Annotated in this window: 17 protein-coding genes and 1 pseudogene; 16 read left to right on the forward strand and 2 right to left on the reverse strand. The window is 70.4% G+C overall.

All coding sequences use genetic code 11. The features are described from left to right. Window positions 1–55: 55 nt before the first annotated feature. Entirely contained in the window at window positions 56–2530 is a 2475-nt protein-coding gene (locus tag RHM57_RS01110; protein ID WP_322189373.1) for a beta-glucosidase, read from the forward strand. Continuing rightward, entirely contained in the window at window positions 2527–4065 is a 1539-nt protein-coding gene (locus RHM57_RS01115) for a glycoside hydrolase family 43 protein (RefSeq protein ID WP_322189375.1), read from the forward strand. Before RHM57_RS01110 ends, RHM57_RS01115 begins: the two co-directional genes overlap by 4 nt. Before the next feature lie 104 nt (window positions 4066–4169). On the opposite strand, the gene RHM57_RS01120 is transcribed toward RHM57_RS01115, so the two are convergent. Beyond that, window positions 4170–4691: an alpha-L-rhamnosidase C-terminal domain-containing protein gene (locus tag RHM57_RS01120; protein ID WP_322189906.1), complete on the reverse strand. Its 522-nt coding sequence runs from the start codon at window positions 4689–4691 to the stop codon at window positions 4170–4172. Then, a pseudogene (locus RHM57_RS01125) lies at window positions 4689–7088 on the reverse strand (family 78 glycoside hydrolase catalytic domain); the annotation flags it as partial. The gene RHM57_RS01120 and the pseudogene RHM57_RS01125, both read right to left, overlap by 3 nt. Window positions 7089–7324: 236 nt before the next feature. On the opposite strand from RHM57_RS01125, the gene RHM57_RS01130 reads away from it, so the two are divergent. The 14 genes from RHM57_RS01130 to RHM57_RS01195 all read left to right on the forward strand — a co-directional run bounded on the left by RHM57_RS01130 (window position 7325) and on the right by RHM57_RS01195 (window position 24449). Further along, window positions 7325–8539 carry a MalY/PatB family protein gene (locus RHM57_RS01130; protein WP_322189377.1) on the forward strand — a complete coding sequence of 405 codons (1215 nt, stop codon included), beginning with the start codon at window positions 7325–7327 and terminating at the stop codon, window positions 8537–8539. 134 nt (window positions 8540–8673) lie between these two features. Beyond that, window positions 8674–9924, forward strand: a complete 1251-nt coding sequence (locus RHM57_RS01135; protein WP_416173121.1) for an O-acetylhomoserine aminocarboxypropyltransferase/cysteine synthase family protein — start codon at window positions 8674–8676, stop codon at window positions 9922–9924. Window positions 9925–9947: 23 nt separating this feature from the next. Further along, complete coding sequence (locus RHM57_RS01140; RefSeq protein ID WP_134447076.1) at window positions 9948–10931, forward strand: Gfo/Idh/MocA family protein; 984 nt, start codon at window positions 9948–9950, stop codon at window positions 10929–10931. Between the two features lie 125 nt (window positions 10932–11056). Further along, entirely contained in the window at window positions 11057–13351 is a 2295-nt protein-coding gene (locus RHM57_RS01145) for a putative bifunctional diguanylate cyclase/phosphodiesterase (protein WP_322189381.1), read from the forward strand. Continuing rightward, entirely contained in the window at window positions 13348–15681 is a 2334-nt protein-coding gene (locus RHM57_RS01150) for a putative bifunctional diguanylate cyclase/phosphodiesterase (protein ID WP_322189384.1), read from the forward strand. The genes RHM57_RS01145 and RHM57_RS01150 overlap by 4 nt, the downstream gene beginning before the upstream one ends. Beyond that, window positions 15678–17210: a D-alanyl-D-alanine carboxypeptidase/D-alanyl-D-alanine-endopeptidase gene (dacB, locus tag RHM57_RS01155; protein ID WP_322189386.1), complete on the forward strand. Its 1533-nt coding sequence runs from the start codon at window positions 15678–15680 to the stop codon at window positions 17208–17210. The genes RHM57_RS01150 and dacB overlap by 4 nt, the downstream gene beginning before the upstream one ends. A 36-nt stretch (window positions 17211–17246) precedes the next feature. Beyond that, window positions 17247–17846: an isochorismatase family protein gene (locus RHM57_RS01160; RefSeq protein ID WP_322189388.1), complete on the forward strand. Its 600-nt coding sequence runs from the start codon at window positions 17247–17249 to the stop codon at window positions 17844–17846. A gap of 138 nt (window positions 17847–17984) precedes the next feature. After that, window positions 17985–18698 carry a DUF4397 domain-containing protein gene (locus RHM57_RS01165; protein WP_322189390.1) on the forward strand — a complete coding sequence of 238 codons (714 nt, stop codon included), beginning with the start codon at window positions 17985–17987 and terminating at the stop codon, window positions 18696–18698. A 205-nt stretch (window positions 18699–18903) separates the two neighbouring features. Beyond that, window positions 18904–19761 (forward strand): DUF4397 domain-containing protein, encoded by an 858-nt coding sequence (locus tag RHM57_RS01170; protein ID WP_323505126.1) that lies wholly within the window; start codon window positions 18904–18906, stop codon window positions 19759–19761. A 37-nt stretch (window positions 19762–19798) separates the two neighbouring features. Next, a complete protein-coding gene (locus tag RHM57_RS01175) occupies window positions 19799–20491 on the forward strand; it encodes a class F sortase (protein ID WP_322189394.1) in 693 nt (230 codons plus the stop codon). 112 nt (window positions 20492–20603) lie between these two features. After that, on the forward strand, window positions 20604–21164 hold the full coding sequence (locus RHM57_RS01180) for an RNA polymerase sigma factor (protein WP_322189396.1): 561 nt from the start codon (window positions 20604–20606) through the stop codon (window positions 21162–21164). Then, the gene (locus RHM57_RS01185; protein WP_322189398.1) at window positions 21151–22086 is read left to right on the forward strand and encodes an anti-sigma factor; all 936 of its coding nucleotides are present in this window, start codon (window positions 21151–21153) and stop codon (window positions 22084–22086) included. The genes RHM57_RS01180 and RHM57_RS01185 overlap by 14 nt, the downstream gene beginning before the upstream one ends. A 64-nt stretch (window positions 22087–22150) precedes the next feature. Further along, a complete protein-coding gene (locus RHM57_RS01190) occupies window positions 22151–23626 on the forward strand; it encodes an NAD-dependent succinate-semialdehyde dehydrogenase (RefSeq protein ID WP_322189400.1) in 1476 nt (491 codons plus the stop codon). A 25-nt stretch (window positions 23627–23651) separates the two neighbouring features. Further along, window positions 23652–24449 (forward strand): RNA methyltransferase, encoded by a 798-nt coding sequence (locus tag RHM57_RS01195; protein ID WP_322189402.1) that lies wholly within the window; start codon window positions 23652–23654, stop codon window positions 24447–24449. The last annotated feature ends 1 nt before the right edge of the window (window position 24450 follow it).

Consider the following 24450-nt stretch of genomic DNA (forward strand, 5'->3'; position numbering starts at 1 on the left):
TGCTCCCCATTTCCTTTGATCTTTCGACTCCAGAACAGAAAGCGACACCCCAGTCATGACGATTTCCCTGAACGAAGACACGGCCGTGGACGCCCGTCTCGTCGCCCTCCTCGACCAGCTCACGCTCGAGGAGAAGGTGCTCGTGCTCACCGGGCACGACTTCTGGGCGACCTGGCCGCTCCCGAAGATCGGCCTGCGCCGCATCCTCGTCTCGGACGGTCCGTCCGGCGTGCGCGGCGAGGTCTGGGACGAACGCAGCCCCTCGCTCAACCTGCCGTCCTCCACCGCGCTCGGCGCGTCGTGGGACCCGGCCATCGCCCGGCGCTACGGCAATGTCGCCGCCGTCGAGGCGCGCCGCAAGGGCGTCGACGTCGTGCTCGGCCCGACCATCAACCTGCACCGCTCGCCGCTCGGCGGCCGCCACTTCGAGTGCTTCAGCGAAGACCCGATCCTCACCGCGAAGCTCGCATCCGCCTATGTCACGGGCGTTCAGGAGAACGGCGTCGGGGCAACCCCGAAGCACTACATCGCCAACGACTTCGAGACGGACCGCTTCACCGCGAACGTCGTCGTCGCCGACCGCACCCTGCGCGAGCTCTACCTGCTTGCCTTCGAGGAGGCCATCGTCGACGCTGGTGCCTGGCTCGTGATGAGCTCGTACAACTCCGTCAATGGGCCCACCGTCACCGAGAACGAGCTGCTCGAGACCCCGCTGAACTCCGAGTGGGGCTTCGACGGCGTCGTGATCAGCGACTGGACCGCCGTGCGCTCGATCGAGAGCGCCCGGCACTCCCAGGACCTCGTGATGCCCGGCCCGGCAGGGCCCTGGGGCGACACCCTCGTCGCGGCGGTGCTCGCCGGTGAGGTGGACGAGGCCCAGGTCGACCGCAAGGTGCTGCGTCTCCTCGGGCTGGCCGCCCGGGTCGGCGCCCTGGACGGCTTCGAAGCCGCCGTGCCGGTCCCTGTCGTCGTGGAGGACGGCATCCGTTTCGCCCGGGAGGCCGCGATCGCGGGGGCCGTGCTCGTGCGCAACGACGGTGAGCTGCCCTGGGCCGCGGAGCGCCTGACGAAGGTCGCCGTGATCGGGCACAATGCGAAGTTCGCCCGCACCCAGGGCGGGGGCAGTGCGACCGTGCTCCCCGAGCACGTCGTCACCCCGCTCGACGGCCTGATCGCCGCGCTGCCGAACGCGGAAGTGACCTACTCGGTCGGCGCGGTCGTGCAGGAGGGCATCGCCGAATTCCCGCTCTCGACGATCGAGAACCCGGTCACCGGAGAGCCCGGCGCACGGGTGCGCTTCCTCGACGCGGCCGGCGTGGAGCTCTTCAGCGAGGACCGCCGTGCGAGCGCCCTCGTCTGGTTCGGCGGCGACGCCCCGATCGCGGCCTCGAGCGTGCTCGAGTTCACCACCCGGTATACGCCGGAGGAGAGCGGCGAGGTGCTGATCGGCTTCGCGAGCGTCGGCAACGGCCGCATCTTCATCGACGGCGAACTCCGCCACGAGGCGAGCGCCGAAGCCGTCGGCACCGATCTCGGCGCCGCGTTCCTGTCGCCGCCCTCGGTGACCGTCGACCTCGCGGTCGAGGCCGGCGTGCCGATCGACGTGAAGATCGAGTACGACGTCGTCCCCGACTTCCTCGGCGGAGCGCTCGCGATCACGGTCGGCATCGAGCCCGACCTGTCCCACCCCGAAGCGCTCATCGAGGAAGCCGCCGCCGCCGCTGCGGCCGCCGACGTTGTCGTGCTCGTGGTCGGCACCAACTCCAAGGTCGAGTCGGAGGGCTTCGACCGCACCTCGCTCGACCTCCCCGGACGCCAGGACGAGCTCGTCCGCGCCGTCGCCGCGGCCAACCCGCGCACCGTCGTCGTGGTCAACGCGGGCTCACCCGTGCTGATGCCGTGGCGAAACGACGTCTCCGCCGTGCTGCTCAGTTGGTTCGGCGGCCAGGAATACGGCGACGCCGTCGCCGCAATTCTGCTCGGCGAGTCCGAGCCGGGCGGGCGCCTGCCCACCACCTGGCCGGTGACTCTCGAGGATGTCCCGGTGTTCGACGTGACCCCCGTCGACGGCGTCGTGCGCTACGACGAGGGCATCCACATCGGCTACCGCGCCTGGCTCAAGGCCGGCACCGAGCCGGCGTACGAGTTCGGCCACGGTCTCGGCTACACCGAGTGGACCCTCGACGTCCTCACTCTCGACCGGCTCTACGTCGCTCCGGAGGAGAACGGCGCCGACACCGTCGCGGTGACCGTCGGTCTCACCAACACCGGCGACAGGGCAGGCAAACAGGTCGTGCAGGTCTACGCCTCCCGTGCGGAATCGGCCATCGACCGGCCGGTGCGCTGGCTTGTGGGCTTCGCCGCCGTGCACGCCGAGGCGGGGGAGAGTGTGGTGGCCAGCATCCTGGTGCCGGCCCGCGCCTTCGCGGACTGGCAGGACGGCTGGCACTTCGAACCGGGGGACTTCCGGCTCGAGGCCGGCACGAGCGTTTCGGCGCTCCCGCTCGGAGCGACGGTGACGGTTCGATGAGCGCCGTGACCCGCTACCCGAACCCGCTGATCGCGGGCTTCTACCCCGACCCGAGCGTCGTCAAGGTCGGCGAGGACTACTACCTCGCCAACTCGACCTTCGAGTACCTGCCCGGAATCCCGGTCTTCCACAGCCGCGACCTCGTGACCTGGACCCAGGTCGGCAACGTCGTCGAACGGCCGGGGCAGCTCGCCTCCGCGCACGTCCCGACCCTCGGCGGGGCCTGTGCCCCGACCATCCGCTTCCGCGACGGTCTGTTCTACGTCGTCGTGACGGATGCGATGGGTCGCGGCATGCTGATCTTCACCGCCACGGACCCGGCCGGGCCCTGGAGCGACGGCACCATCGTCGACGGCGTGCACGGCATCGACTCCGACCTGGCCTGGTCGGACGATGGCGTCGCGCACATCACCTATTCGGGCCTGGACACCACGTCCGGGAACCCGCCAGGGGAGCACGGCGGCATCCTGCAGGTCACGGTCGACCTCGAGACCGGGGCGCGGCTCAGCGAACCGATCTCGCTCTGGTCGGGCACCGGCCTCAAATTCCCCGAGGCGCCCCACCTCTACCGGCACGGCGGCTACTGGTACCTGATGATCGCCGAGGGCGGCACCGAACGCGGCCACGGCATCAGCATCGCCCGCGGCACCTCACCGTCCGGCCCCTTCACCGGGGGGCCGGCCAACCCGATCCTGTCGGCGCGCAGCACCTCCCGGCCGATCCAGAACACCGGCCACGGCGACCTCGTCGAGACGCCGGACGGCGGCTGGGCCATCGTCATGCTCGGCATGCGCCCGACAGGGATGACCCAGGCCTTCGCGGCCATGGGTCGGGAGACCTTCATCACGGAGGCCCGCTGGGAGGATGACTGGCTCCTCGCCGAGCCGGTCATCCTCGCCCCGCGGCCCGGCGAGTTCGTCTACGAGACCGACTTCTCCGAGACCGTCGTGTCGCCCGAATGGATCTCGATCCGCCGCTACCCGTCCGAGATCGCCTCGCTGACGGAACGGCCGGGCTCGCTCGTGCTGCACGGCGAGGGTGCGACCCTCGACGACGAGCAGCCGGTCTTGCTCGGCTACCGGCAGCAGCATCCGCTCGCCACGGCGTCGGTGCTGATCGACCCGGGGCAGGGCCTCGGCGGGATCAGCGTGCGCTACGACGAGGTGCACCACTACGAGATCGAGGTCGGCAATGGTGTCGTCACCGCTCGGGCCTGCGTCGCCGGGATCCGGCAGGAGTGGACCCGTGAGCTCGCGCCGGGCTCGGACGGGCCGGTCACCCTCGGCCTCGACTTCGTCGCCCCCGGTGCGATGGGGCCGGACGGGATGCGGTCGGGCATGCTCGCCGGCCTCACGAGCGACCTCGTCGTGCTGAGCGTCGGCACCGGCGCCGACCGGATCGAGCTGGCCCGCGTCGACGGGCGGTACCTCTCCCAGGAGACCGCCGCCTCGTTCACCGGCCGCGTGATCGGCCTCTACGCCGTCACCGGAACGGTCGCGTTCGACTCGTTCCGCTACGCCGGCCACGACGAGTAAACGACTGTTCCGAGGGGGCGCGACCTGGCTGTGGTGGCCGGGTCGCGCCCCCTTTTCCGTGCGCGAGTCGCGCACGCGCTGCGCATTCGGGCGCGGGAGCGGCTCTAGGGGCGGGCGTTCAGGGTCGCGAGGAGCCCCTCGACGCGCGCGAAGCCGGCCGGCGGCATCATGATGAGTGAGCTCCCGAACGGGGAGTCGCTCTTCCAGCGCCCGCCGCTCGTCCAGCCGAGCCCGATGACGTACTCGATCTCCGCGAAGAGCGCCTGGAGGGCCGCACGGGCTTCGGCGTCGTTCACAATCTCCGAGAGGGAGGTCTCGAGGGTCAGCGGCGCCCGGGCAGGGACAGCGACGAGCGCGGAGACATCCGTCACCCACTCGTGCCTGCCGGAGCCGATCTCAACGGTCTCGGCTGCGCCGGGCAGCAGCACGCGGGCCGTGGTGTTCGGCGGAATCGTGACGCAGAGCGAGAACGTGCCGCCGTAGAGGGTCCAGTTGACGCGCACCGGACCATAGCCGGTATCGAGCCGCGCGAAGGAACGGGTGAGTCCTCCGCCGAGGATCGGCGCAATCTGTACCACCCGGTAGCCGGGCTCTGCGGGCGCGATACCGCCGATGGTGCGGTGCATCCAGTCGGCGACCGCACCGAGCGCGTAGTGGTTGAACGAGGTCATCTCGCCCGGGTTGATGCTGCCGTCGGGCAGCATGCTGTCCCAGCGCTCCCAGATCGTGGTCGCGCCCATCGAGATCGGGTAGAGCCAGGACGGGCAGCCCTCCTCGAGCAGCAGCCGGTACGCGACCTCGGACTGCCCGGCCCGGCACAGCGCATCGCAGATCAGCGGCGTGCCGACGAAGCCGGTGCCGATCCGGTAGCCGTGCGAGCGTACGAGCTCGGCGAGCCGGGCGCCGGCGAGTCGAACGGCCGCGGGCTCGGTGACGAGGTCGAAGGCGATCGCGAGCGCGTATGCGGTGTGCGCATCCGACATCATCCGCCCGGCCGGCGTCACATACTCGGCGAGGAATGCCGTGCGGATGTCCGTGCCGAGCCGCGCATACCGGGCGGCGTCTTCGGTGTGGCCGAGTTCGACGGCGGCAGCCGCAAGCCGAGCCGTGGACCGGAAGAAGTACGCCGTGGCCACGATATCCGGGTCGGTTTTCGCCGCGGCCGGGTTCTCCGGCGGGGCGCTCGGGTCGAGCCAGTCGCCGAACTGGAACCCGCCGGTCCAGAGGTGGTTCGCCCCGGCGAGCCGGTCGATCGCGTCGACCCAGGCCCGCATGCTCGGGTACTGCGCGGCGAGGTCCCGGGCACTACCGAAGCGCTCGAACAGCGCGTCCGGCACGAGGGTCGCGGCGTCGCCCCACGCGGCGGCGGGCATCGGCGGCATCGGAAGCGGGTTCGGCACCACGAACGGCACCACCCCGCCCGCCCGCGCCTGGTCGGCGGCGACGTCGCGCAGCCACGAGCCGAGGAAGCCGGACACGTCGTAGAGATAACTCGCGGTCGGCGCGAAGACCTGGATGTCCCCGGTTCAACCGAGGCGCTCGTCGCGCTGCGGGCAGTCGGTGGGCAGGCTCAGGAAATTCCCGCGCATGCCCCAGACCACGTTCTCGTGCAGCTGATTGAGTTGGGGGTTGCTCGTCTCGAGGTGGCCGGTGCGTTCGAGGTCGTTGTGCACGACAACGGCATGGATATCCCCGAGCTTCGGCCCCGAGGTGCCGGGCCAGTTCGTGATCTCCGCATAGCGAAAACCGTGGAAGGTGAAGCGCGGGCTCCAGGTGCGCGGGCCGCCGCCGTTGCCAGTGAAGCGGTCCGTCGCCCGGGCGAAGCGCAGGGGCCGCACGCCGAGTTCGCCGTGCTCGAGCACCTCGGCGTGGCGCAGGGTGATCGTGTGCCCCGCCGGCGCGTCGATCGTGATCGACAAACAGCCGACGAGGTTCTGCCCGAAGTCGACGAGGGTAGCTCCGGACGGGCTCGTGAAGATGCGCCCGGCGGCCCGGGTCTCGATCCGGCGCACCGGGGGAGCGAAGGAAGGGAAGACGCGCGCGGGGTCCGCCGCGTCCTCCGGCAGCACGAGGACGGCGAGCGGATGCGGGAACGACGTCCCCGGGACCGTGAGCGCGAGGTCCTCGGCGCGGGCGTCGTAGTCCTCGCCCTGGTAGATCCCTGCGCTCGTGACCGGGCCGTCCGTCGTCGCGGTCCATGACGTATCCGTCGCCACGGTGTCGATGCGCCCGTCGGCATATTCCAGCCGGAGCTGGAGGGCGAGCGCCTTCGGTCCGGGATAGCTCTGCGCGAAGTTGCCGTCGAAGCCGAAACGTTCGCCGTACCAGCCGTCGGCCACGGTCGCTCCGACCACGTTCGGGCCGCCCGCGTGCACGAGACCGGTGACGTCGAAGGTCTGGCAGGCCAGCCGGTCCGCGTAACTCGTCCAGCCGGGCGTGAGGACCTCGTCGCCGACGATGCGCCCGTTCAGCACGGCCTCGTAGACGCCGTGCGCCGTCGCGGAGAGGGTCGCGCGGACGAGGCCGTCCCGGCTCTCGAAGTCGGTGCGGAACCGCACGGTGCCGCGGTCGGCAGCATCGAGGTCTGCCGCGGTGGACGGGCCGGTCGTGACAGCGGCGTCGGGCGCCGGGTCGGCTCCCTCGACGGTGGTGCAGGCCGCGATGAACGCGCCCACCCAGTCCGCGGCGCCGAGCGGACCCGTCTCGAGGGACAGCCACGGGGAGAAGTCGCTCGTCAGGCCATCCGCGCCCGTGACACGCACCCGCACCTCGCCGCTCGAATACGCGGGCAGCGGATCTGCCGGCCACGCCCGGTGCTGCGACTCCCCGGAGGCCACCCGGGCACTCAGCACGCGGGAGCCGACCCGGGTTTCGAGTTCGTAGGACTCCTGCAGCCAGCCAGGGGCATCCGTCTCGACCTGCCAGGAGAGCGCCGGGCTGCCCGTGGCGAGGAACCGCGGCCGGCCGCGTCCTTCGGCGCGCAGCGAGGAGATCGAGAGTGCGGTCCGAGGGCTGTCTGGCATGGTCTCTCCGTTGAGATGGCGGGTGCACGGGCGTGCAGGGTCGATCGGTACTAAAACCTTATAGTTGTTTGGTATTCGGTGCTAGCGCGGGTCGTCGATCCGGGCGCCGTGAGAGCTGTGCACTGAGTCGTTATGTGTCGTCTCGAGACGTCCCGCATCGCGCGCACTTGGTAGCGTGAGCGCCACGCAGTACATGGTCGCAGGGGGCGCCGGTGACCATCCATCCGAGAGATCCCATGACGACTTCCCGCTTTGACGACATCACCCGCGAGCAACTGAGCCGGCCCGACAGCCGGAAGTGGAGCCTGCACGCCGGCACCATCGGCGCGTGGGTCGCAGAGATGGACTTCGGAACGGCCCCCGTGGTCACCGAGGCGCTGCACCGCGCGATCGATGACGGCGACCTCGGCTACCTGGCTCCCGCGACCACGCGGCGGATGGCCGAGGCCGCCTCGGAGTGGCTCCGCACCGATTGCGGCTGGGCGATCGCCCCGGAGAACATCCACCCGGTCTCCGACGTGATGGCCGCCCTCGAGGTCGCGATCACCAAGTACTCCCCGGCCGGGAGCGGCGTCATCATCCCGACGCCCGCCTACATGCCGTTCCTCTCCTTCATTCCGACACTCGGCCGAGAGGTCTTCGAGGTGCCCGGCATCGACTCGGACGGGCGCTGGACGCACGACCTCGCCGGGATCGAGGCGGCCTTCCACGCCGGCGCGCGCACCCTCATCCTCTGTAATCCGCACAACCCGACCGGGACGGCGATCTCCCGCGAGGAACTCGAGGCCATCGCGCAGATCGTCGACCGGCACAACGGCCGGGTCTTCGCCGACGAGATCCACTCGCCGCTCCGCTACGGGTCCACGCCGCACGTGGCGTACGCCTCCCTCTCGACCGTGACCGCGCGGCACACGATCACCGCGACCTCAGCGTCGAAGGCCTGGAACATCCCCGGGCTCAAAGCCGCGCAGCTCATCACGTCCAACCCAGCCGACGAGGAGCTCTACCAGATCTTCGGTTTCGCGGTGCTGCACGGGGCGTCGACGCCCGGGGTCATCGCGGCCACTGCGGCCTACCGGCACGGTCGGGAGTGGCTCACCGAGGTCACCGGCTACCTCGACGGCAACCGACGCGAGCTCGGGCGGCTCCTGGCGGAGCACCTGCCCGAGGTCGGCTATCGCATCCCCGAGGCGACGTACATCGCCTGGCTCGACTGTCGGCGGCTCGGTATCGAGGGGTCGCTCGCCGACTTCTTCCGCACAGAGGCGGGTGTTGCGGTGACCGACGGAGCGCAGTGCGGGAAGGGATATGACGAGTACGTCCGGCTGATCTTCGCCATGCCCCTGCCGATCATCGAGCAGGCCGTGTTGCAGATGCGGGATGCCGTCCTGCGGCATACCGCACAGCGCCAGAACGTGCACAGCAACAACGCAAGGACAGGAACACCGTGACCCACCAGGCCGACATCGAACCCACCCTCGAGGACACCGCGCCAGGGCACAGCGTCACAGGGAACACCGCCACGGGGCACACCGTCGCCGCACCGGAGTACGACTGGGACGGCTACGCCTTCGACACCCGCCAGGTGCACGCCGGCGAGACCGAAGACCGCTCCAACGGGGCCAGGATCCAGCCGATCGCGATGACGGCCGGCTACCGTTTCGACTCCTACGACGATGCCGCCGGACGCTTCTCCGGTGAGGGAGACGGCCTGATCTACTCCCGGCAGCGCAACCCCTCGGGAACCGTCGCCGAGAAACGGATCGCCTCCCTCGAGGGCGGCACCGAGGCCATCGTCGTCTCCTCCGGCCAGGCCGCGATCACCGCCGCGCTGCTCGCGCTCGCCGGCTCCGGCGAACGGATCGTCTCGACTGCGAGCATCTACAGCGGCACACGGGTGCTGTTCGGCCGCAGTTTCAAACGCTTCGGCGTCAGCGTCCACTACGTCTGGGACGAAGCCGACGACGAAGAGTGGGACCGCCAGATCACCCCGGACACCAAGGCGATCTTCACCGAGACCATCCCGAACCCCAAGAACGACATCGTCGACATCGCCCGGGTCGCGCGGGTCGCCCGCCGGCACGGGATCCCGCTCGTCGTCGACAACACGATCGCCTCGCCCTTCCTGATCCGGCCATTCGAGCACGGCGCCGACATCGTCGTGCACTCCTCGACGAAGTTCCTGAGCGGCCACGGCGCCGCCCTGTCCGGCACCATCGTCGACGGCGGCCGCTTCGACTGGGCCGCCTCCACGCGCTCCTACCCACTGCTCACCGACCCGGTGCGCCCGGGCCGGCCTTCGATCCTCGACCAGTACGGCCCCACCGCGTATGCACGGATGACCCGCGAGGCCGTCGTGAACGACATCGGTCCCGCACTCTCCCCGTTCAACTCCTTCCTGCTGCACCAGGGCATCGAGACCCTGTCCCTCCGCATGGAACGACACCTCTCGAATTCGCTCGCGATCGCGGAATGGCTCGAGGGACATCCGCGCGTCGACAGCGTCGACTACGCCGGCCTGCCCGGGAGCCCGTACTACGAGCTCGCCGATCGGCTCTACGGCGGCCGCAGCGGCTCGGTGTTCTCGGTCACGGTCCGCGGCGGCACCGCCGGAGCCCGCCGGTTCCTCGACGGGCTCCGGGTGATCAGCCGGATGACCAACATCGGCGACGTGCGCTCGATGGCGCTGCACCCCGCGACGACGACCCACTCCTCGTTCACCCCGGAGCTCCGCGAGCGCCTCGGCATCGCGCCCGGCCTGATCCGGCTGTCGATCGGCATCGAGGACCCGACCGACCTGATCGCCGACCTCGACCGGGCCCTCTCCGCGCTCTAGCGGCACGTGACTAGGCTCGGAGGATGACCGAGACAATTCGCTGGGGAATCCTGGCCACAGGCGGCATCGCCCACGCATTCACGAGTGACCTCATCCTGGCCGGGCACACCGTCCAGGCCGTCGGCTCCCGGTCCCAGGCGGGGGCGGATGCCTTCGCGACCGAGTTCGGGATCCCCACGGCCCACGGAAGCTACGAGGCCCTCGCCGCGGACCCCGAGGTCGACATCGTCTATGTGTCGACCCCGCATCCGTTTCACGCCGCCAACGCGACGCTCGCCCTGAACAACGGCAAGCACGTGCTGATCGAGAAGCCGATCACCCTCAACGCGCGCGAGGCGAGGGAGATCACCGAACTCGCCGCGGAGAAGGGCCTGCTCGTGCTCGAGGGGATGTGGACCCGGTTCCTGCCGCACATGCGGCGAATCAGGGAGATCATCGCAGCGGGCACCCTCGGCGACGTGCACACCCTGATCGCCGACCACACCCAGGATCTCCCCGACGACCCCGGGCACCGGCTCAACTCGATGCAACTCGGCGGCGGTGCGCTCCTCGACCTCGGCGTGTACCCGATCACCTTCGCCTCCGAGCTCTTCGGCACGCCGGAGACCATCCTCGCCGCGGCGACCTTCAAGGCGACGGGAGCGGACGCCCAGGTCGCGACGACCTTCCGCTACCCCGGCGGCCAGATCGCCGTCACGCTCTCGGCGAGCGACACGGCCGGGACGAACACGGCCGTGATCCTGGGCACGCTCGGCCGGATCGAGATCGACGCGGTCTGGTACTCGCCGACGAGTTTCCGGGTGCTGAACAGCAGCGGCGAGGTGCTCGAATCGTACGTGTCTGCCGTGAACGGCCGCGGGATGCAATTCCAGGCGGTCGAAGCCGAGCGGGTCATCCGCGCCGGCCTCACCGAGAGCGACCTGCTCCCGGTCGCGGAGATGGTGAGCATCATGGAGACCCTCGACACAGTCCGGGAACGGATCGGACTGCGCTACCCGGGTGAATAGGCCGCTGACCAGCCGACGCTGGTGCTTCAGGCACGGTAGCCTGACCTCACAGGCAACCGCGACCCGGGGATGACCCCCGGCCGGACGGTACGGCAATCGAGAGCTCGGATCCAATGGAATTGCTGGTGCGGGAGGATCGCAGGCGAGGTGCGGCCACGCCACGGTCGGATGCCTGGCTCGTCTGGTCACTCATCGTGCTGTTGGCGGCGTCGGCGGTCCAGACCCTCGTCGCGGGTGTCGCAGGCGTCCGGACCCCGGTCGGCGACATCGTGGGGGCGCTGTCCTTCTCCGCGCCCGTCGTTCTCTGCTGGATATCGGTCCATCGTGCCGCGGCGCGCCGGACCGAGTTGGTCCTAACTGCCCTGGCCCTGAGCGCCTATTCCCTGTCGGGCATCCTCTTCTCCCTGGCCTACCTGGTTTTCGCGGGCGTTGCCTCCGACTCGCTGGCGATCCTTGCGACCGCGCTCTTCTTCTCGTTCTACCCGCTGGTGCTCGCGGCCCTCGCCGTCCTGGTCCACCGGCAGAAGGGGCGGCTGTCCTGGGGTGTGACTCTCGACAGCACCGTCGGCGCCCTCGGCGCGGCATCCCTCGTCGTCGTCCTCCTCGGCCCGAGCATCGACCGGGCATTCGGGAGGCCGTTCTCGCTCGACTCGTTCGTCGCCGCCGCGAATCCCCTCCTGGACATCCTTGTTCTCGCCGCCCTCGCCGGTGTCGGCGCCTCACGGTCGATCAGTGCCGGGCGCAACGTGCTCATGCTGGTCGCGGGGGTGCTTCTCTTCGCCGCCGCCGACATCGGCTTCTCCCTCACCGGGATGACCATCGAGGGCAGTTACTCGACGGCGTCGCCGTTCGACCTCGGCTGGATCGCGGGCCTCGCACTGATGGCCCTGTGGGCGCACCGCTCGGCCAGGCCCGTGCCGCCGGCGCCGGCCGTCCGCGACACGGCCGTGATGCGCTGGGCGCTCTCCCTCGCTGTCCTGGCTACGACCGCGGGACTCGTCGTCCTCCTGATCGCGAGCGAGATCGAGGTCTCCCCGCTCGCCATCTCCCTCGCGGCAGGGGCCGTGGTCCTCTCCGCAGCCCGCACGACGCTCGCGTTCCGTGAACTGCGGCGGATGGGCGACATGCGCAGGCAGGCCAGGACGGACGACCTCACCGGGCTGCCCAACCGGCGCGCCCTCTACTCCGAGGTGCCGTTGAGCCTCACCTCCGGTGCCAACCGGGCCCTGCTGCTCCTCGACCTGGACCGCTTCAAAGAGGTCAACGACAGCCTCGGGCACGATGTCGGGGACGAACTGCTTGTGCAGGTCGGGACTCGCCTCACGAGCCATGTCCGGGGGACCGACCTCGTCGCCCGGCTCGGCGGCGATGAATTCGCGATCCTGCTCGCCGACGCCGGGGAGGCGGAGGCCGTGATCGTGGCGGGGACGCTCAGGGAGGCCCTCGCCCGGCCGTACCTGCTCGAAGGAATCACCCTGCAGACCACGGTCAGCATCGGCATCGCCCTCTATCCCGGCCAGGCCCTCGACCTGACCGGCCTGCTCCGCAAAGCCGACATGGCCATGTACAAGGCGAAGGCAAGCCGCAGCGGTCACCGGGTCTACGACACGAGCGACGACAGCCACGGCGCCGCCCGGCTGCGCACCCTCCAGGAGCTGCGCGTGGCCCTGGCCGAGCGGCAGCTGGAGCTCTACTACCAGCCCAAGGTCGACCTCGCGACCGGGGCCGTGCGCGGCGTCGAGTCGCTCGTGCGCTGGAACCACCCGGTGCGCGGACTCGTCCAGCCCGGTGACTTCCTGAGCATCGTCGAAGAGGCCGGTCTGATGAACGCGATGACCGAACAGGTGCTCGACATGGCCCTCGACCAGGCCGCTGTCTGGCACTCCCGCGGTGCCGACCTGACCGTCGCCGTCAACCTGACGGCGAGCGCGCTCGTCGACGCGGAACTGCCGGAGCGGACCGCGGCGATGCTCGCGGACCGCGGCCTGCCGGCCTCCGCCCTCATCCTCGAGATCACCGAGGAATTCCTGCTCGAGGACCGCGCCCGGACCACCGCGATCCTGACCCGGCTGCGGGCGGGGGGCATCCGCATCGCCATCGACGACTTCGGGACGGGATACAGCTCGCTCGCGTACCTGCGCGACCTGCCGGTCGACGAACTCAAGCTCGACCGGTCGATCGTGTCGCCGATGAAGGACGACCCGCGCGCGGCCGCCCTCGTCTCCTCGACGATCGAACTGGCGCACAGCCTCGGGCTCACGATGGTGGCCGAGGGTGTCGAGGACGCCCAGGTCTACGCTGACCTGGCCCGGTACGGCTGCGACGAGGCCCAGGGCTTCCACATGTCCCGGCCGATGCCAGCCGGCGAACTCGACAGGTGGCTCGCAGAACGTCGACTCGCCCTCACGGCGTCACCGTGACGGCCGTCGTGACGCCGCGCCGCCAGGGCCTGGACCGCTGGATGCTCTGGGCGCTCTGGCTGATCATCGCGGCGCACGTGGCGAGCCTCGTGCTGCGGGCACCGGCGGACTACGTCTCCTCCCCGTTCATCCTGCTCGGGGTGCTCGCCGCCGCCGCGCCCCTCATCGTCTGCTGGGTGGCGGTCGCGCGCACCCGGTCGAATCGACTGCAGGCCAGGCTCGCCGCCTCGGCCGTGACCGTGTTCGTGATCGGCAACGGCTTCTTCGCGGCCGCCGACCTGCCGGCCGGGGACTGGGTGCCGGTGCTGGCCGCCCTCGCCCAGCTCTGCTACCTCGCCTTCTACCCGCTGATGCTCGTCGCCCTGTTCACCCTCGTGCGGCACCAGTTGCGGAGCCTTTCCCTCGCGATCGCGCTGGACTGCGTCGTCGGCGGTCTCGGCGCCGCCGCTGTCGTGTCCGCCGTGCTCGGGCCCGTGCTCGCGGTCGGCGCCCAGGGGCCGCCGTCCATTTCCACTTTTGTGGGCATCGCGAGTCCCGTGCTCGACCTCGTCATCGTCGCAGCGGTCGTCGCGATCGCGGCGTCACCGATCCTGATGGCAGGCCAGAGCTGGATCCTGCTCGTGGGAGGGCTGCTCTCATTCGCCGCGGGGGACATCCTCTTCGCGCTGGGCAAGCTCAACGGCACCTACGTGGTCGGCCACTGGCTCGACGCCGGCTGGTCGATCGGACTCGCGCTCGTCGCGACGTGGCTGCGCACGGCAGCGTCCCCGGACACGGGCGACGAAGGCTCGGGCGACGGAGGCACGGCCGAACGCGGCACGGATGCAGCAGATCGGCCGGGCGCCTCGGCGAGCGGATCCGGCGTGCTCGCGGTCCCTGTCGTCGCGACGATCGCCGGTCTCGCCGTCCTCCTGGTTTCGAGCAGGCACGGAGAGTCACAGGTGACGGTGGGGCTCGCCGCCGCCACCCTCGTCGTCTCGTCCGCCCGCACGGTCATCGCATTCCGGGAACTCGGCCGGATGGGCGATCTCGCCAGGCTGGCCCGCAGCGACGACCTCACCGGGCTCCCGAACCGGCGGGCCCTCTACGCCGAAGTGCCCGCCCGGCTGGCCCTCGGCGGGCGCAACGCCCTGCTCCTGCTCGACCTGGACCGGTTCAAGGAGGTCAACGACAGTCTCGGGCACGACGTCGGGGACGTGCTCCTCGTACAGGTGGGCCTGCGGATCGGTGCCCAGCTCGGCGCGGACGACCTCCTCGTGCGGCTCGGCGGCGACGAATTCGCGATCTTCCTCCGCGACTCCGGCCGGGAAGAGGCCGAAGTCGTCGCGATGAAGGTGCGATCCGCCCTCGCGGCGCCGCACACGCTCGAAGGCATCTCGCTGCAGTCGAGCGCGAGCATCGGGATCGCGCTGAGCCCCGAGCACGGCGAGAGCCTCGGCATCCTGATGCGCAAGGCCGACATGGCGATGTACCGGGCCAAGGTGCGGCGCGGCGGACATCGCGTGTACCACCCGGTCGACGACAGCCATGGCGACACCCGGCTGCGCACCCTCGAGGAATTGCGCGCGGCGCTTGTGACCAACCAGCTGGTGCTGCACTACCAGCCGAAGGTCGACCTCTCCGGCGGGGAGGTGCGCGGGGTCGAGGCCCTCGTGCGCTGGAACCATCCGAAACGCGGCCTGCTCTACCCGAGCGAATTCCTCGAACTCGTCGAGGACGCCGGCCTGATGCAGACGCTGACGGAGCGGGTCCTCGAACTCGCACTCGACCAGGCCGCGGTGTGGCACCGTCGCGGCGAGAGGCTCACGATCGCGGTCAACCTCGCGGCGAGTTCGCTCCTCGACTCCGGCCTGCCTGAACGGGTCGGCGTCATGCTCACCGCGCGGGACCTCCCGGCGACTGCCCTCATGTTCGAGATCACCGAGGCCTTCCTGCTCGACGATCGCGGCCGGGCGAGCGACATCCTCGGGAGACTGCGTGCCCGCGGCATCCGCATCGCCGTCGACGACTTCGGCGTGGGTTACAGCTCGCTCGCCTACCTCCGCGAACTCCCGATCGACGAGCTCAAGCTCGACCGCTCGTTCGTGGCCCCCCTGAACGGTGACAAGCGCGCCGCCGCAGTGGTGTCGTCGAGCATCCACCTCGCCCACAGCCTGGGGCTGCGGATGGTGGCCGAGGGGGTCGAGGACGCCGAGGCGTACGCGCAGCTCGCGCGGTTCGGTTGCGACCAGGCCCAGGGCTACTACGTGTCTCCGCCGGTGCCCGCCGCCGTTCTCGACGAGTGGCTGGCCGCGCGCCTCACAGCGGACGCAGGTACAGTACAGGCGTGAACGATCAGGACAGCACCGCACTGCAGGGTCCAGGAGTCCAGGAGGCCGCCCCGCATCGCCCCGGAGTGAGCGGCCCGGGAGTGAGCGGCCCCGGAGCGGCCGGGATCGCCGGGTTCCTCGCCAGGCACCGCACCGCTGCCTGGGTCACGGCCGCGGCCGTCGCCTTCGCCCTGCTCGGCAGCGGCGCCGTCGTCGCCGGCGCGTCCACGCGCGCCTCCGCGCCGGTCTCCCTCCCGGTCACGGACTCCGCGACCCCGACGCCCACCCCTACCCCGACGCCGATCCCCGTGCGCCCGGTTCCCGGAGCGGTCGTCCCCGCGAGCCACTTGCGCACTTGTTCCGTCGCCGCACTGTCCACCGACTCCCGCCTGGGCAGCTTCCAGTCGCAGGTCGTGAACGCGACGACGGGCGAGGTCCTCTTCGACCGGGGCGGCAGCACGCCCTCCCGCACCGCGAGCGTGCTCAAGGTCCTCACCTCCGCCGCGGCGCTGAGCGTTCTCGGCTCCGACTACCGGGCGACGACGACGGTTGTGAAGGGCGCGGAACCCGGTTCACTCGTGCTCGTCGGCGGCGGGGACCTGACCCTTTCCCGGCTGCCCAGCGGGGCGGAGTCGACCTATACCGGGGCGGCACACCTCGACACCCTCGCCGTGCAGGCCGTCGCGGCGTGGCAGGCCGACCCCGCGACCGCGATCGTCCCGATCACCTCCCTCGTGCTCGACTCCTCCCTGTTCGGAGACCCGGCGTGGGGCCCCAGCTGGAACCGCAAGGAACTCACCGACGGGTACATGCCCGAGATCACCGCCCTGCAGGTCGACGGCGACAGGGACAACCCGAAGCAGAGCACCTCCGCCCGCAGCAGCGACCCGATCGGGCGCGCCGGGCAGGCATTCGCCGACCTTCTCGGCAGCAGCGTCACGGTCACCCGTGGCACGGCGCCGGCCGGGGCGACCCAGCTCGCATCGGTCCAGTCGCAGCCGGTGTCGACACTGATCAAGCAGGCGCTCATCGTCTCGGACAACACCATCGCCGAGATGCTCGCGCGGCTCGTCGCGGTCAAGTCCGGCGCGGGCAACACCTTCTCGGCACTCCAGAAATCGACGGTCGCCGGGCTGCAGACGTATGGCATCGACACGACCGGCATCGTCATCGCCGACGGCTCCGGCCTGAGCGACAACAATGCCGTTCCGCCGTCGTACCTGACCAAGCTGTTCATCAAGATCAACGCACGCGAGGGCGATCTCGGGATCGTCTTCGACGGACTGCCCGTCGCCGGCGGTAAGACCGGCTCCCTCTCCTACAGCGACCGGTTCACCGGCAAGAACGCCGATGCCGACGGTTCCGTGTTCGCGAAGACCGGCTGGATCGACACCGGGTACACCCTCGCCGGCATCATCCACGCCGCAGACGGGACCCCGCTCACCTTCGCCGTCTACGCGCTCGGTGATGTGGGTGATAATGCGAAGCAGGCGATCGACACCATCACGGCGGCGTTCTATCGCTGCGGAAACAACCTCTCCAATACCTAGCGCCTCACGCAGGCGCAGAACCCAGAACGGAGCACCGTGGCCAGGGCCTTGTTCATCATCGACGTGCAGAACGACTTCACGGAGGGCGGCGTCCTGGGGGTCGACGGCGGGGCGGCCGTGGCCGCGGGCATCAGCAGACTGCTGGCGGAGCATCCGCTGCGCTACGACTACGTCTTCGCCTCGCGCGACTGGCACAACGCGGCCGGAGACAACGGTGGCCATTTCGCCGCGGCGGGTGCAGAGCCCGACTACACCGGCACCTGGCCGGTGCACTGCGTCGCGGACACTCCCGGCGCCGATTACCACCGGGACCTCGCGCTCCCGGCCGGGACCGTGCATATCCGCAAGGGACAGGGCGAACCGGGGTACTCGATCTTCGCCGGCCTCGACGAGTCGGGCGCGCGCACGGCCGAGGTGCTGATCGAGCACGCGGTGACGGATGTCGACGTCGTCGGAATCGCAACCGATCACTGTGTGCGGGCCTCGGGTCTCGATGCGCTCGAGCACGGCCAGCGGGTGCGCGTGCTCACCGACCTCGTGGTCGGCGTCGACCCGGACGCCTCTGCCGCGGCGCTCGCCGAGCTGGCGTACGCCGGCGTCGCCCTGACCACCGCAGCGGACCTCGCGACCGCCTAGCACCTGCTCCGCCAGCTCCGGCGCCACCCGGAAATTTGCAGGAGTTTGTGCCTGGGTGCATCCGGATGGGGGGTACCCGGCGAAGTGGGGATGGGAGGCAACGCTGCCTTCCGCCACCACGACAAGCAGGAGGTAACCATGCGCAAAATTCTCGCCGTAGGCGCCGCAGCCGGTGTACTCGTAGCTCTCGCAGGATTCGGGCCGGCGTACGCCGGGGACGGAGGCCACGGTCACGGTTCCGGTGACAACGGGCCGGCCGAATTGACCGTGTTCCACGGAATCCCCGGGGTCACCGTCGACGTCTATGTCGACGGAGCCCTCACGCTCGACGACTTCACGCCTGGCTCCTTCTCGGACACCCTGTCCCTCGACCCCGGCACCTACTCGGTCGCGATCACCGCTGCCGATGCAGCGGATGCGAGCAGCCCGGTGATCGGCCCGGTCGACCTCTCCCTCAAGAGTGGCGACAACTACACCGCCGTCGCCCACCTCACCGAGGCAGGGGAGCCGACGGCCACCCTGTTCACGAACAACCCCGACTCGGTCGGCAAGGGTAAAGGCCGGCTCACGGTCCGTCACGTTGCCGCAGCGCCGTCCGTCGACGTGCTCGCGAACGGTGCCGCGGCCATCACCGACCTCACCAACCCCGACGAGGTCGAACTCACCCTCCCCACCGGCACGATCTCGGCGGCCGTCGCCGCGACGGGCACCACCGACCCGCTCCTCGGGCCGGCCGATGTCTCGATCGCGAAGCGCACGAACACCATCGTGTACGCCTACGGCAGCCTCGCCGACGGAACCCTGGCGCTCGCCGTGCAGACGGTTCCGCTCGAGAAGGGCCACTGGCACTGACCCGTCAGGTGCCGGCATGAGCGGACCGGCCTGCGCAGACACCCACTGCGCGGGCCGGTCTCCGTCTCGCCGTGCAGCCGTTCCGCATCCGCTCTCCCGGGAAATCTTTTGTCGCCACCGCATCCGAAATGGGCCCTGAACAGGAAGTAGTGGGTAAGAAGCAGTTCACCCCCAACGTAGTTCACCCCCAAAACAGGAGGACACCATGCACGCGACACACAGCACACGAGTGAAGGCTTCACTCACCGCCTCACTCACGGCCGCTTCGATCGGGGCGCTCGTCGTCTTCGGCGGCCTCACCCCGGCGACCGCCGCAACGGGCGACGCACAACTGTCGGTCTTCCACGGCGTCCCCGGTCTCACGGTCGACGTCTACGTCAACAACAAGCTGACGATCGACAACTTCAAGCCCGGAGACATGGCCGGCCCCCTTGACCTCCCCGCCGGCACGTACACCGTCGCGATCACGGCCTCCGATGCCGCGGACGCGAGCAAGCCGGCGATCGGCCCGGTCGACCTCCCCCTCGAGGCGGGCAAGAACTACACCGCCGTCGCGCACCTCGGGGCTGACGCGAAGCCCACGGCGACCCTCTTCACCAACGACACGTCCATGATCGCCGCCGGCTCTGGCCGCCTCGTCGTGCGGCACGTGGCCGCGGCGCCCGCTGTCGACGTCCTCGCGAATGGCGCGGTCGCGATCTCGAACCTGTCCAACCCGAAGGAGTCGGTCCTGACGATTCCCGCGGGCACGATCTCGGCCGTCGTCGCGGCCACCGGTACCACGGCCCCCGTGATCGGCCCGGCCGACGTGAAGGTGGCCGAGGGAGTCGACACGATCGTCTACGCCTGGGGCAGCCTCGCGGACAAGAACCTCGCCGTCGCCGTGCAGACCGTTTCGGGCATGAACTCCGACCCCAACGGCATCCCCGCCGGCGAGGCCGGACTCGTCGCAACCAACCGGCCGGCAGACCAGACCCCGCTCTGGCTCGGCGGCATTGCCGTGCTCGTGTTGCTCGGCCTCGGGTCGGCTACCTTCCTCGGATTCCGCCGAGCGCGCCGCTGAGCGCGCGAGCCAGGACTGAGGGACAACGATGAGGGCCATGGCGGGCAAAATCGGGATGCTCGCTGTGGCCCTTATCCTGCTTTCCGCTGTCGCCGTCGCACTGATGCTGAGCGGATGCGGGAGCGCACCCGGCGCGCGGACCCTCGCCGCCGCGCCGACGCAGCTCTCCGCGACACCCATGCCCACGCCCATGCCGGCGTCCCCGCCGACCGCAGCGCCGCCGGCCGTTCCGCTCCTCACCGGGGCGAGTGCCGACATCCGCTCGGTGCAGGCACAGGCGACGGTCGCACCGGTGCGGATCAGGATCGAGGCGCTCGGGATCGACATGGACATCGAGGCCGTCGGACTCGGCGACACCGGCGGCATGGGCCTGCCGAAGAACCCCGCGATCGCGGCCTGGTACAAGTTCGGGCCTGCCCCGGCGAGTGCGGCGGGCGCGACGGTGATCGCGGCCCACGTCGACTCGCTCGAGTACGACATCGGCCCGTTCTCCCGGCTCGCCACCGCGCCGGCGGGAACGGAGATCGTGCTCTCGCTGGCCGACGGCGGCGAGCGGCGCTACCGCGTCGCATCCGTCGACCTTGTCCTCAAGCCCGACGTGCCCTGGCCGGCGATCTTCGACCGGACAGGGCCCGCCCGCCTCACCCTCGTCACGTGTGGCGGTGAATTCGACTACACGGCGAGACGTTACCTCTCCAACGTGATCGTTTCCGCGACGCCGGTTCCCTGATGCTGAGGTCTGGCTATGCTGTCGGCGACGAAGCCCGGCACGCGGCACCCGACAGGGGTCGCGGATGACCGGGAACCGCGTGACTCCGTCAGCCGGGAGGCAACGAAACTCAGTGACCGCACCCATCGATGATGTCGACCACCTGCGCCTCGTCGCCGCGTTCCGCGCGGGGGACGAGCGCGCCCTCGCCGAGGCCTATGCCCGGTGGTCGTCGCTCGTCTACACGATCGCGGTGCGCTCGCTCGGAGATCCCGGCGAGGCAGAGGACGTGACGCAGACGGTGTTCATCGCCGCCTGGCGCGGCAGAGACAACTACGATCCCGACCGGGCGAGGCTGCCCGCCTGGATCGTGGGCATCACCCGCCACACCGTCGCGGACACCCATGAGGCCCGCTCCCGGCGCCGCCGGATCGAGCAGGCCGTCGCGGGCGAACTGCGCACGACATCCGTCGACGACTCTGTCGACGTCGCCGACCGGGTGATGTTCGCCGAGGAGTTGCAGCGGCTCGCGCCGGTTCCGCAGCGCGTCATGCAACTCGCCTTCTATGCTGACCTCACACACGCGCAGATCGCTGCGATGCTCGATCTGCCGCTCGGAACCGTCAAGAGCCATATCCGCCGAAGTCTCGGCCGACTGCGAGCCCGATTGGAGGCCGAGGATGACACATATTGACCGCGACGACCTCGCACTCATCGCCCTCGCCGAGTTCGACCTCACCGAGGCAGAGCGCGGGCATCTCGCCGAGTGCCCGCAGTGTGCGCTCGAACTGATCTCGCTGCAGCACACCGCCGCGGTCGGTCGGTCCGCCAGGCACATCAGCCTCACCGAGCCCTCCGCCGCCGTGTGGGCGGGCATCCACGCGACCCTCGGTCTCAGCGCCGCCGTCGGTGCGCCGCCGAGAATCCGCGACTTCGTGCGCCCGGCGGATGCTGCCGGTGCCGGTGCCGGTGCCGGTGCCGGTGACGACCTGACCGACCTCCTCGAGGGCGAGCGGGAGGCATCCGCCATGCCCGCCATACTCGCCACGCCTGCCACGCCTGCCACGCCTGCCACACCCGCCGCGGGCCCAGCCGCCGCCCGTCCGCCCACGTCCGACTCGCCCGCTGCGCTGCGTCCGCGTCGACGGGCGAAAGCCAGGAGTCGAACCGGGGTGCGCCTCCTCCTGGCGGCGGCCGCGGCCGTGGTCCTGGTCCTCGCCGGCTTCGGCGCGGCGCGCTGGGTCGATGCGGTGCAGCCGCCCGCGACAGCGCCCGTCACCTACGAGGCCCGCCTCGAGCCGTTCCCCGGCTGGCAGGCGAGCGGCAGCGCCGAGGTCGAGGCCATGCCCGGCGGACACCGCGAGGTCGTCGTCGACCTCACCGGCCTCGCCGTCGCCACCGCGGCGGCCCCCCTGCGCGAGGTTTGGCTGATCAAGGCGGATGCCTCCGGACTGATCAGCATCGGCCTCCTCGACGGCAGCACCGGCCACTTCGACATTCCCGACGACGTCGACCTCGCCCAGTACCCGCTCGTCGACGTTTCGGCGGAACCCGACAACGGAAACCCGGCCCACTCAGGAAATTCGATCGTGCGCGGAGAACTGCACGCTACGTGAGCGCGGCCGCCCCCGGATAGGCTGGATGACGCAGAGCAGCAGACACTCGCGACAGGGAGACACTATGACGAACGTCACCGAAGCCGAACTTCTCCGGATGGTTCCGAAGGAACTCTTCATCAACGGGGAGTGGGTGCCTGCACGTGACGGGGCGACGCTCGACGTCGTCGACCCGGCCACCGGGCTCGTCATCGCCTCGATCGCCGACGCCGGGGTCGACGACGGCGCAGCAGCCCTCGACGCCGCCGTCGACGCCCAGGACAGCTGGGCGGCGACCCCACCCCGGGTCCGCGGTGAGATCCTGCGGCGGGCCTTCGACCTGATGCAGGAGCGCCAGCAGGAGTTCGCGCTACTGATGACGATCGAGATGGGCAAGCCGCTCACCGAGGCATACGGCGAGGTCGCATACGGCGGCGAATTCCTGCGCTGGTTCAGCGAAGAGGCCGTGCGCATCAGCGGCCGGTACGGCACCAACCCCGAGGGCACCGGGCGGATGCTGGTATCCCAGCACCCGGTCGGCCCCTGCTTCCTGATCACGCCCTGGAACTTCCCGCTCGCCATGGCCACCCGCAAGATCGCTCCCGCGCTCGCCGCCGGCTGCACCGTCGTCGTGAAGCCGGCGTCGCTGACCCCGCTCACGACCCTGTACTTCGCCAAGCTTCTCGCCGAGGTCGGGCTCCCCGCCGGTGTGCTCAATGTCATCACGACCTCGCGCTCCGGCGCGGTGTCCGACCCGATCATCGCAGACCCGCGGCTGCGCAAGCTCAGCTTCACCGGGTCGACAGCGGTCGGCCGCCGCATGATCGGCCAGGCAGGCCAGGGCGTGCTGCGCACCTCGATGGAACTCGGCGGGAACGCGCCGTTCATCGTCTTCGCCGACGCCGACCTCGACAAGGCCGTCGACGGCGCGATCGCGGCGAAATTCCGCAACGTCGGGCAGGCGTGCACGGCCGCCAACCGGTTCATCGTGCAGGCGTCCGTCGCGGAGGAGTTCGCCCGCCGGGTCACCGAGCGGGTGCAGGACTTCGTCGTGGGTCGCGGCACTGCAGAGGGCGTGAACATCGGACCGCTGATCAACGCCGGGGCCGTTGAGAAGGCATCCACCCTGGTGCAGGACGCCCTCGAGCGCGGCGCGAGACTGCTCACCGGCGGCGACTCGATCGAAGGCGCCGGCACCTTCTTCGAACCGACCGTGCTGGCCGGAGTCGCGCCGGGCAGCGACATCCTGCGCGAGGAGATCTTCGGGCCTGTGCTCGCGATCGCGACCTTCAACGAGGAAGACGACGCCGTGCGCCTCGCCAACGACACCGAGTTCGGGCTGGTCAGCTACGTCTTCACCCGGGACCTCGCCCGCGGGCAGCGCATGGTCGAACGCCTCCAGACCGGCATGATGGGGCTCAACATCGGCGTGATCTCGAACGCGGCCGCACCATTCGGCGGGGTCAAGCAATCCGGCCTCGGCCGCGAGGGCGGCCCGGAGGGCATCCAGGAGTACCTCTCGACCAAGTACACGATGACCCCGGACCCCTTCGCCGACTAGCGCCCCCGGCTCGTAGACTGAACGGATGCCCGTCATCGAGATCACCGACCTCGACGACCCGAGGCTCGTCGACTACGCCCACGTCACCGACGTCGCCCTCAAGAAGGCCCGCGGCACCGAGCACGGCCTGTACATCGCCGAGTCGGCGCTCGTGCTCGAGCGGGCGCTGCGGGCCGGCCACCGGCCCCGCTCCGTGCTCGCGCTCGGCAATACGGTCGACGAGGCCCGCGCCCTCGTCGGCGAGGACGTGCCGGTGTTCGTCGGGCCAGGGGAGCTCCTCGCCGAGCTGACCGGGTACATCCTGCACCGCGGCCTGATCGCCGCGATGAACCGGCCCGCCCTGCCGGACGCCGACACCCTGCTCGCCGGGGCCCGGCGCATCGTGATCCTTGAGAACGTGTCGGACCCCACCAACGTCGGTGCGATCTTCCGCTCCGCCGGCTCGATCGGGGCGGATGCGATCCTCGTCACGCCGCGCTGCTCCGACCCGTTCTACCGCCGCGCCATCCGCGTCTCGATGGGGACGGTGCTGCAAGTGCCGTGGACCCGCGTCGGCGACTGGCCGAGCACCCGTGCGCTGCTGTCGAGGCGCGGCTTCCACGTCGCCGCGCTCGCCCTCCGGGCGGATGCCGTCAGCCTGCGCGACTTCGATGATCGCGATCACGAGAAGCTCGCCCTGCTGCTCGGCGCAGAGGGCGAGGGCCTCACCGAGGACGCCCTCGCCGCAGCCGACAGCGTCGTGCAGATCCCGATGAAGCACGGCATCGACTCCCTCAACGTGGCCGCGGCCAGCGCCGTCGCGATGTGGGCGCTCTCCGCCTGAC

The organism is Cryobacterium sp. 10S3 (assembly GCF_034344045.1).
GTDB lineage: Bacteria > Actinomycetota > Actinomycetes > Actinomycetales > Microbacteriaceae > Cryobacterium > Cryobacterium glucosi.

Coding starts and splice junctions, on each gene's coding strand:
- RHM57_RS01185 (WP_322189398.1), top strand. CDS start 21,151: ATGACACATATTGACCGCGACGACCTCGCACTCATCGCCCTCGCCGAG.
- RHM57_RS01175 (WP_322189394.1), top strand. CDS start 19,799: ATGGCGGGCAAAATCGGGATGCTCGCTGTGGCCCTTATCCTGCTTTCC.
- RHM57_RS01190 (WP_322189400.1), top strand. CDS start 22,151: ATGACGAACGTCACCGAAGCCGAACTTCTCCGGATGGTTCCGAAGGAA.
- RHM57_RS01130 (WP_322189377.1), top strand. CDS start 7,325: ATGACGACTTCCCGCTTTGACGACATCACCCGCGAGCAACTGAGCCGG.
- RHM57_RS01110 (WP_322189373.1), top strand. CDS start 56: ATGACGATTTCCCTGAACGAAGACACGGCCGTGGACGCCCGTCTCGTC.
- RHM57_RS01120 (WP_322189906.1), bottom strand. CDS start 4,691: ATGCACCGCACCATCGGCGGTATCGCGCCCGCAGAGCCCGGCTACCGG.
- RHM57_RS01165 (WP_322189390.1), top strand. CDS start 17,985: ATGCGCAAAATTCTCGCCGTAGGCGCCGCAGCCGGTGTACTCGTAGCT.
- RHM57_RS01195 (WP_322189402.1), top strand. CDS start 23,652: ATGCCCGTCATCGAGATCACCGACCTCGACGACCCGAGGCTCGTCGAC.
- RHM57_RS01140 (WP_134447076.1), top strand. CDS start 9,948: ATGACCGAGACAATTCGCTGGGGAATCCTGGCCACAGGCGGCATCGCC.
- RHM57_RS01170 (WP_323505126.1), top strand. CDS start 18,904: ATGCACGCGACACACAGCACACGAGTGAAGGCTTCACTCACCGCCTCA.
- RHM57_RS01115 (WP_322189375.1), top strand. CDS start 2,527: ATGAGCGCCGTGACCCGCTACCCGAACCCGCTGATCGCGGGCTTCTAC.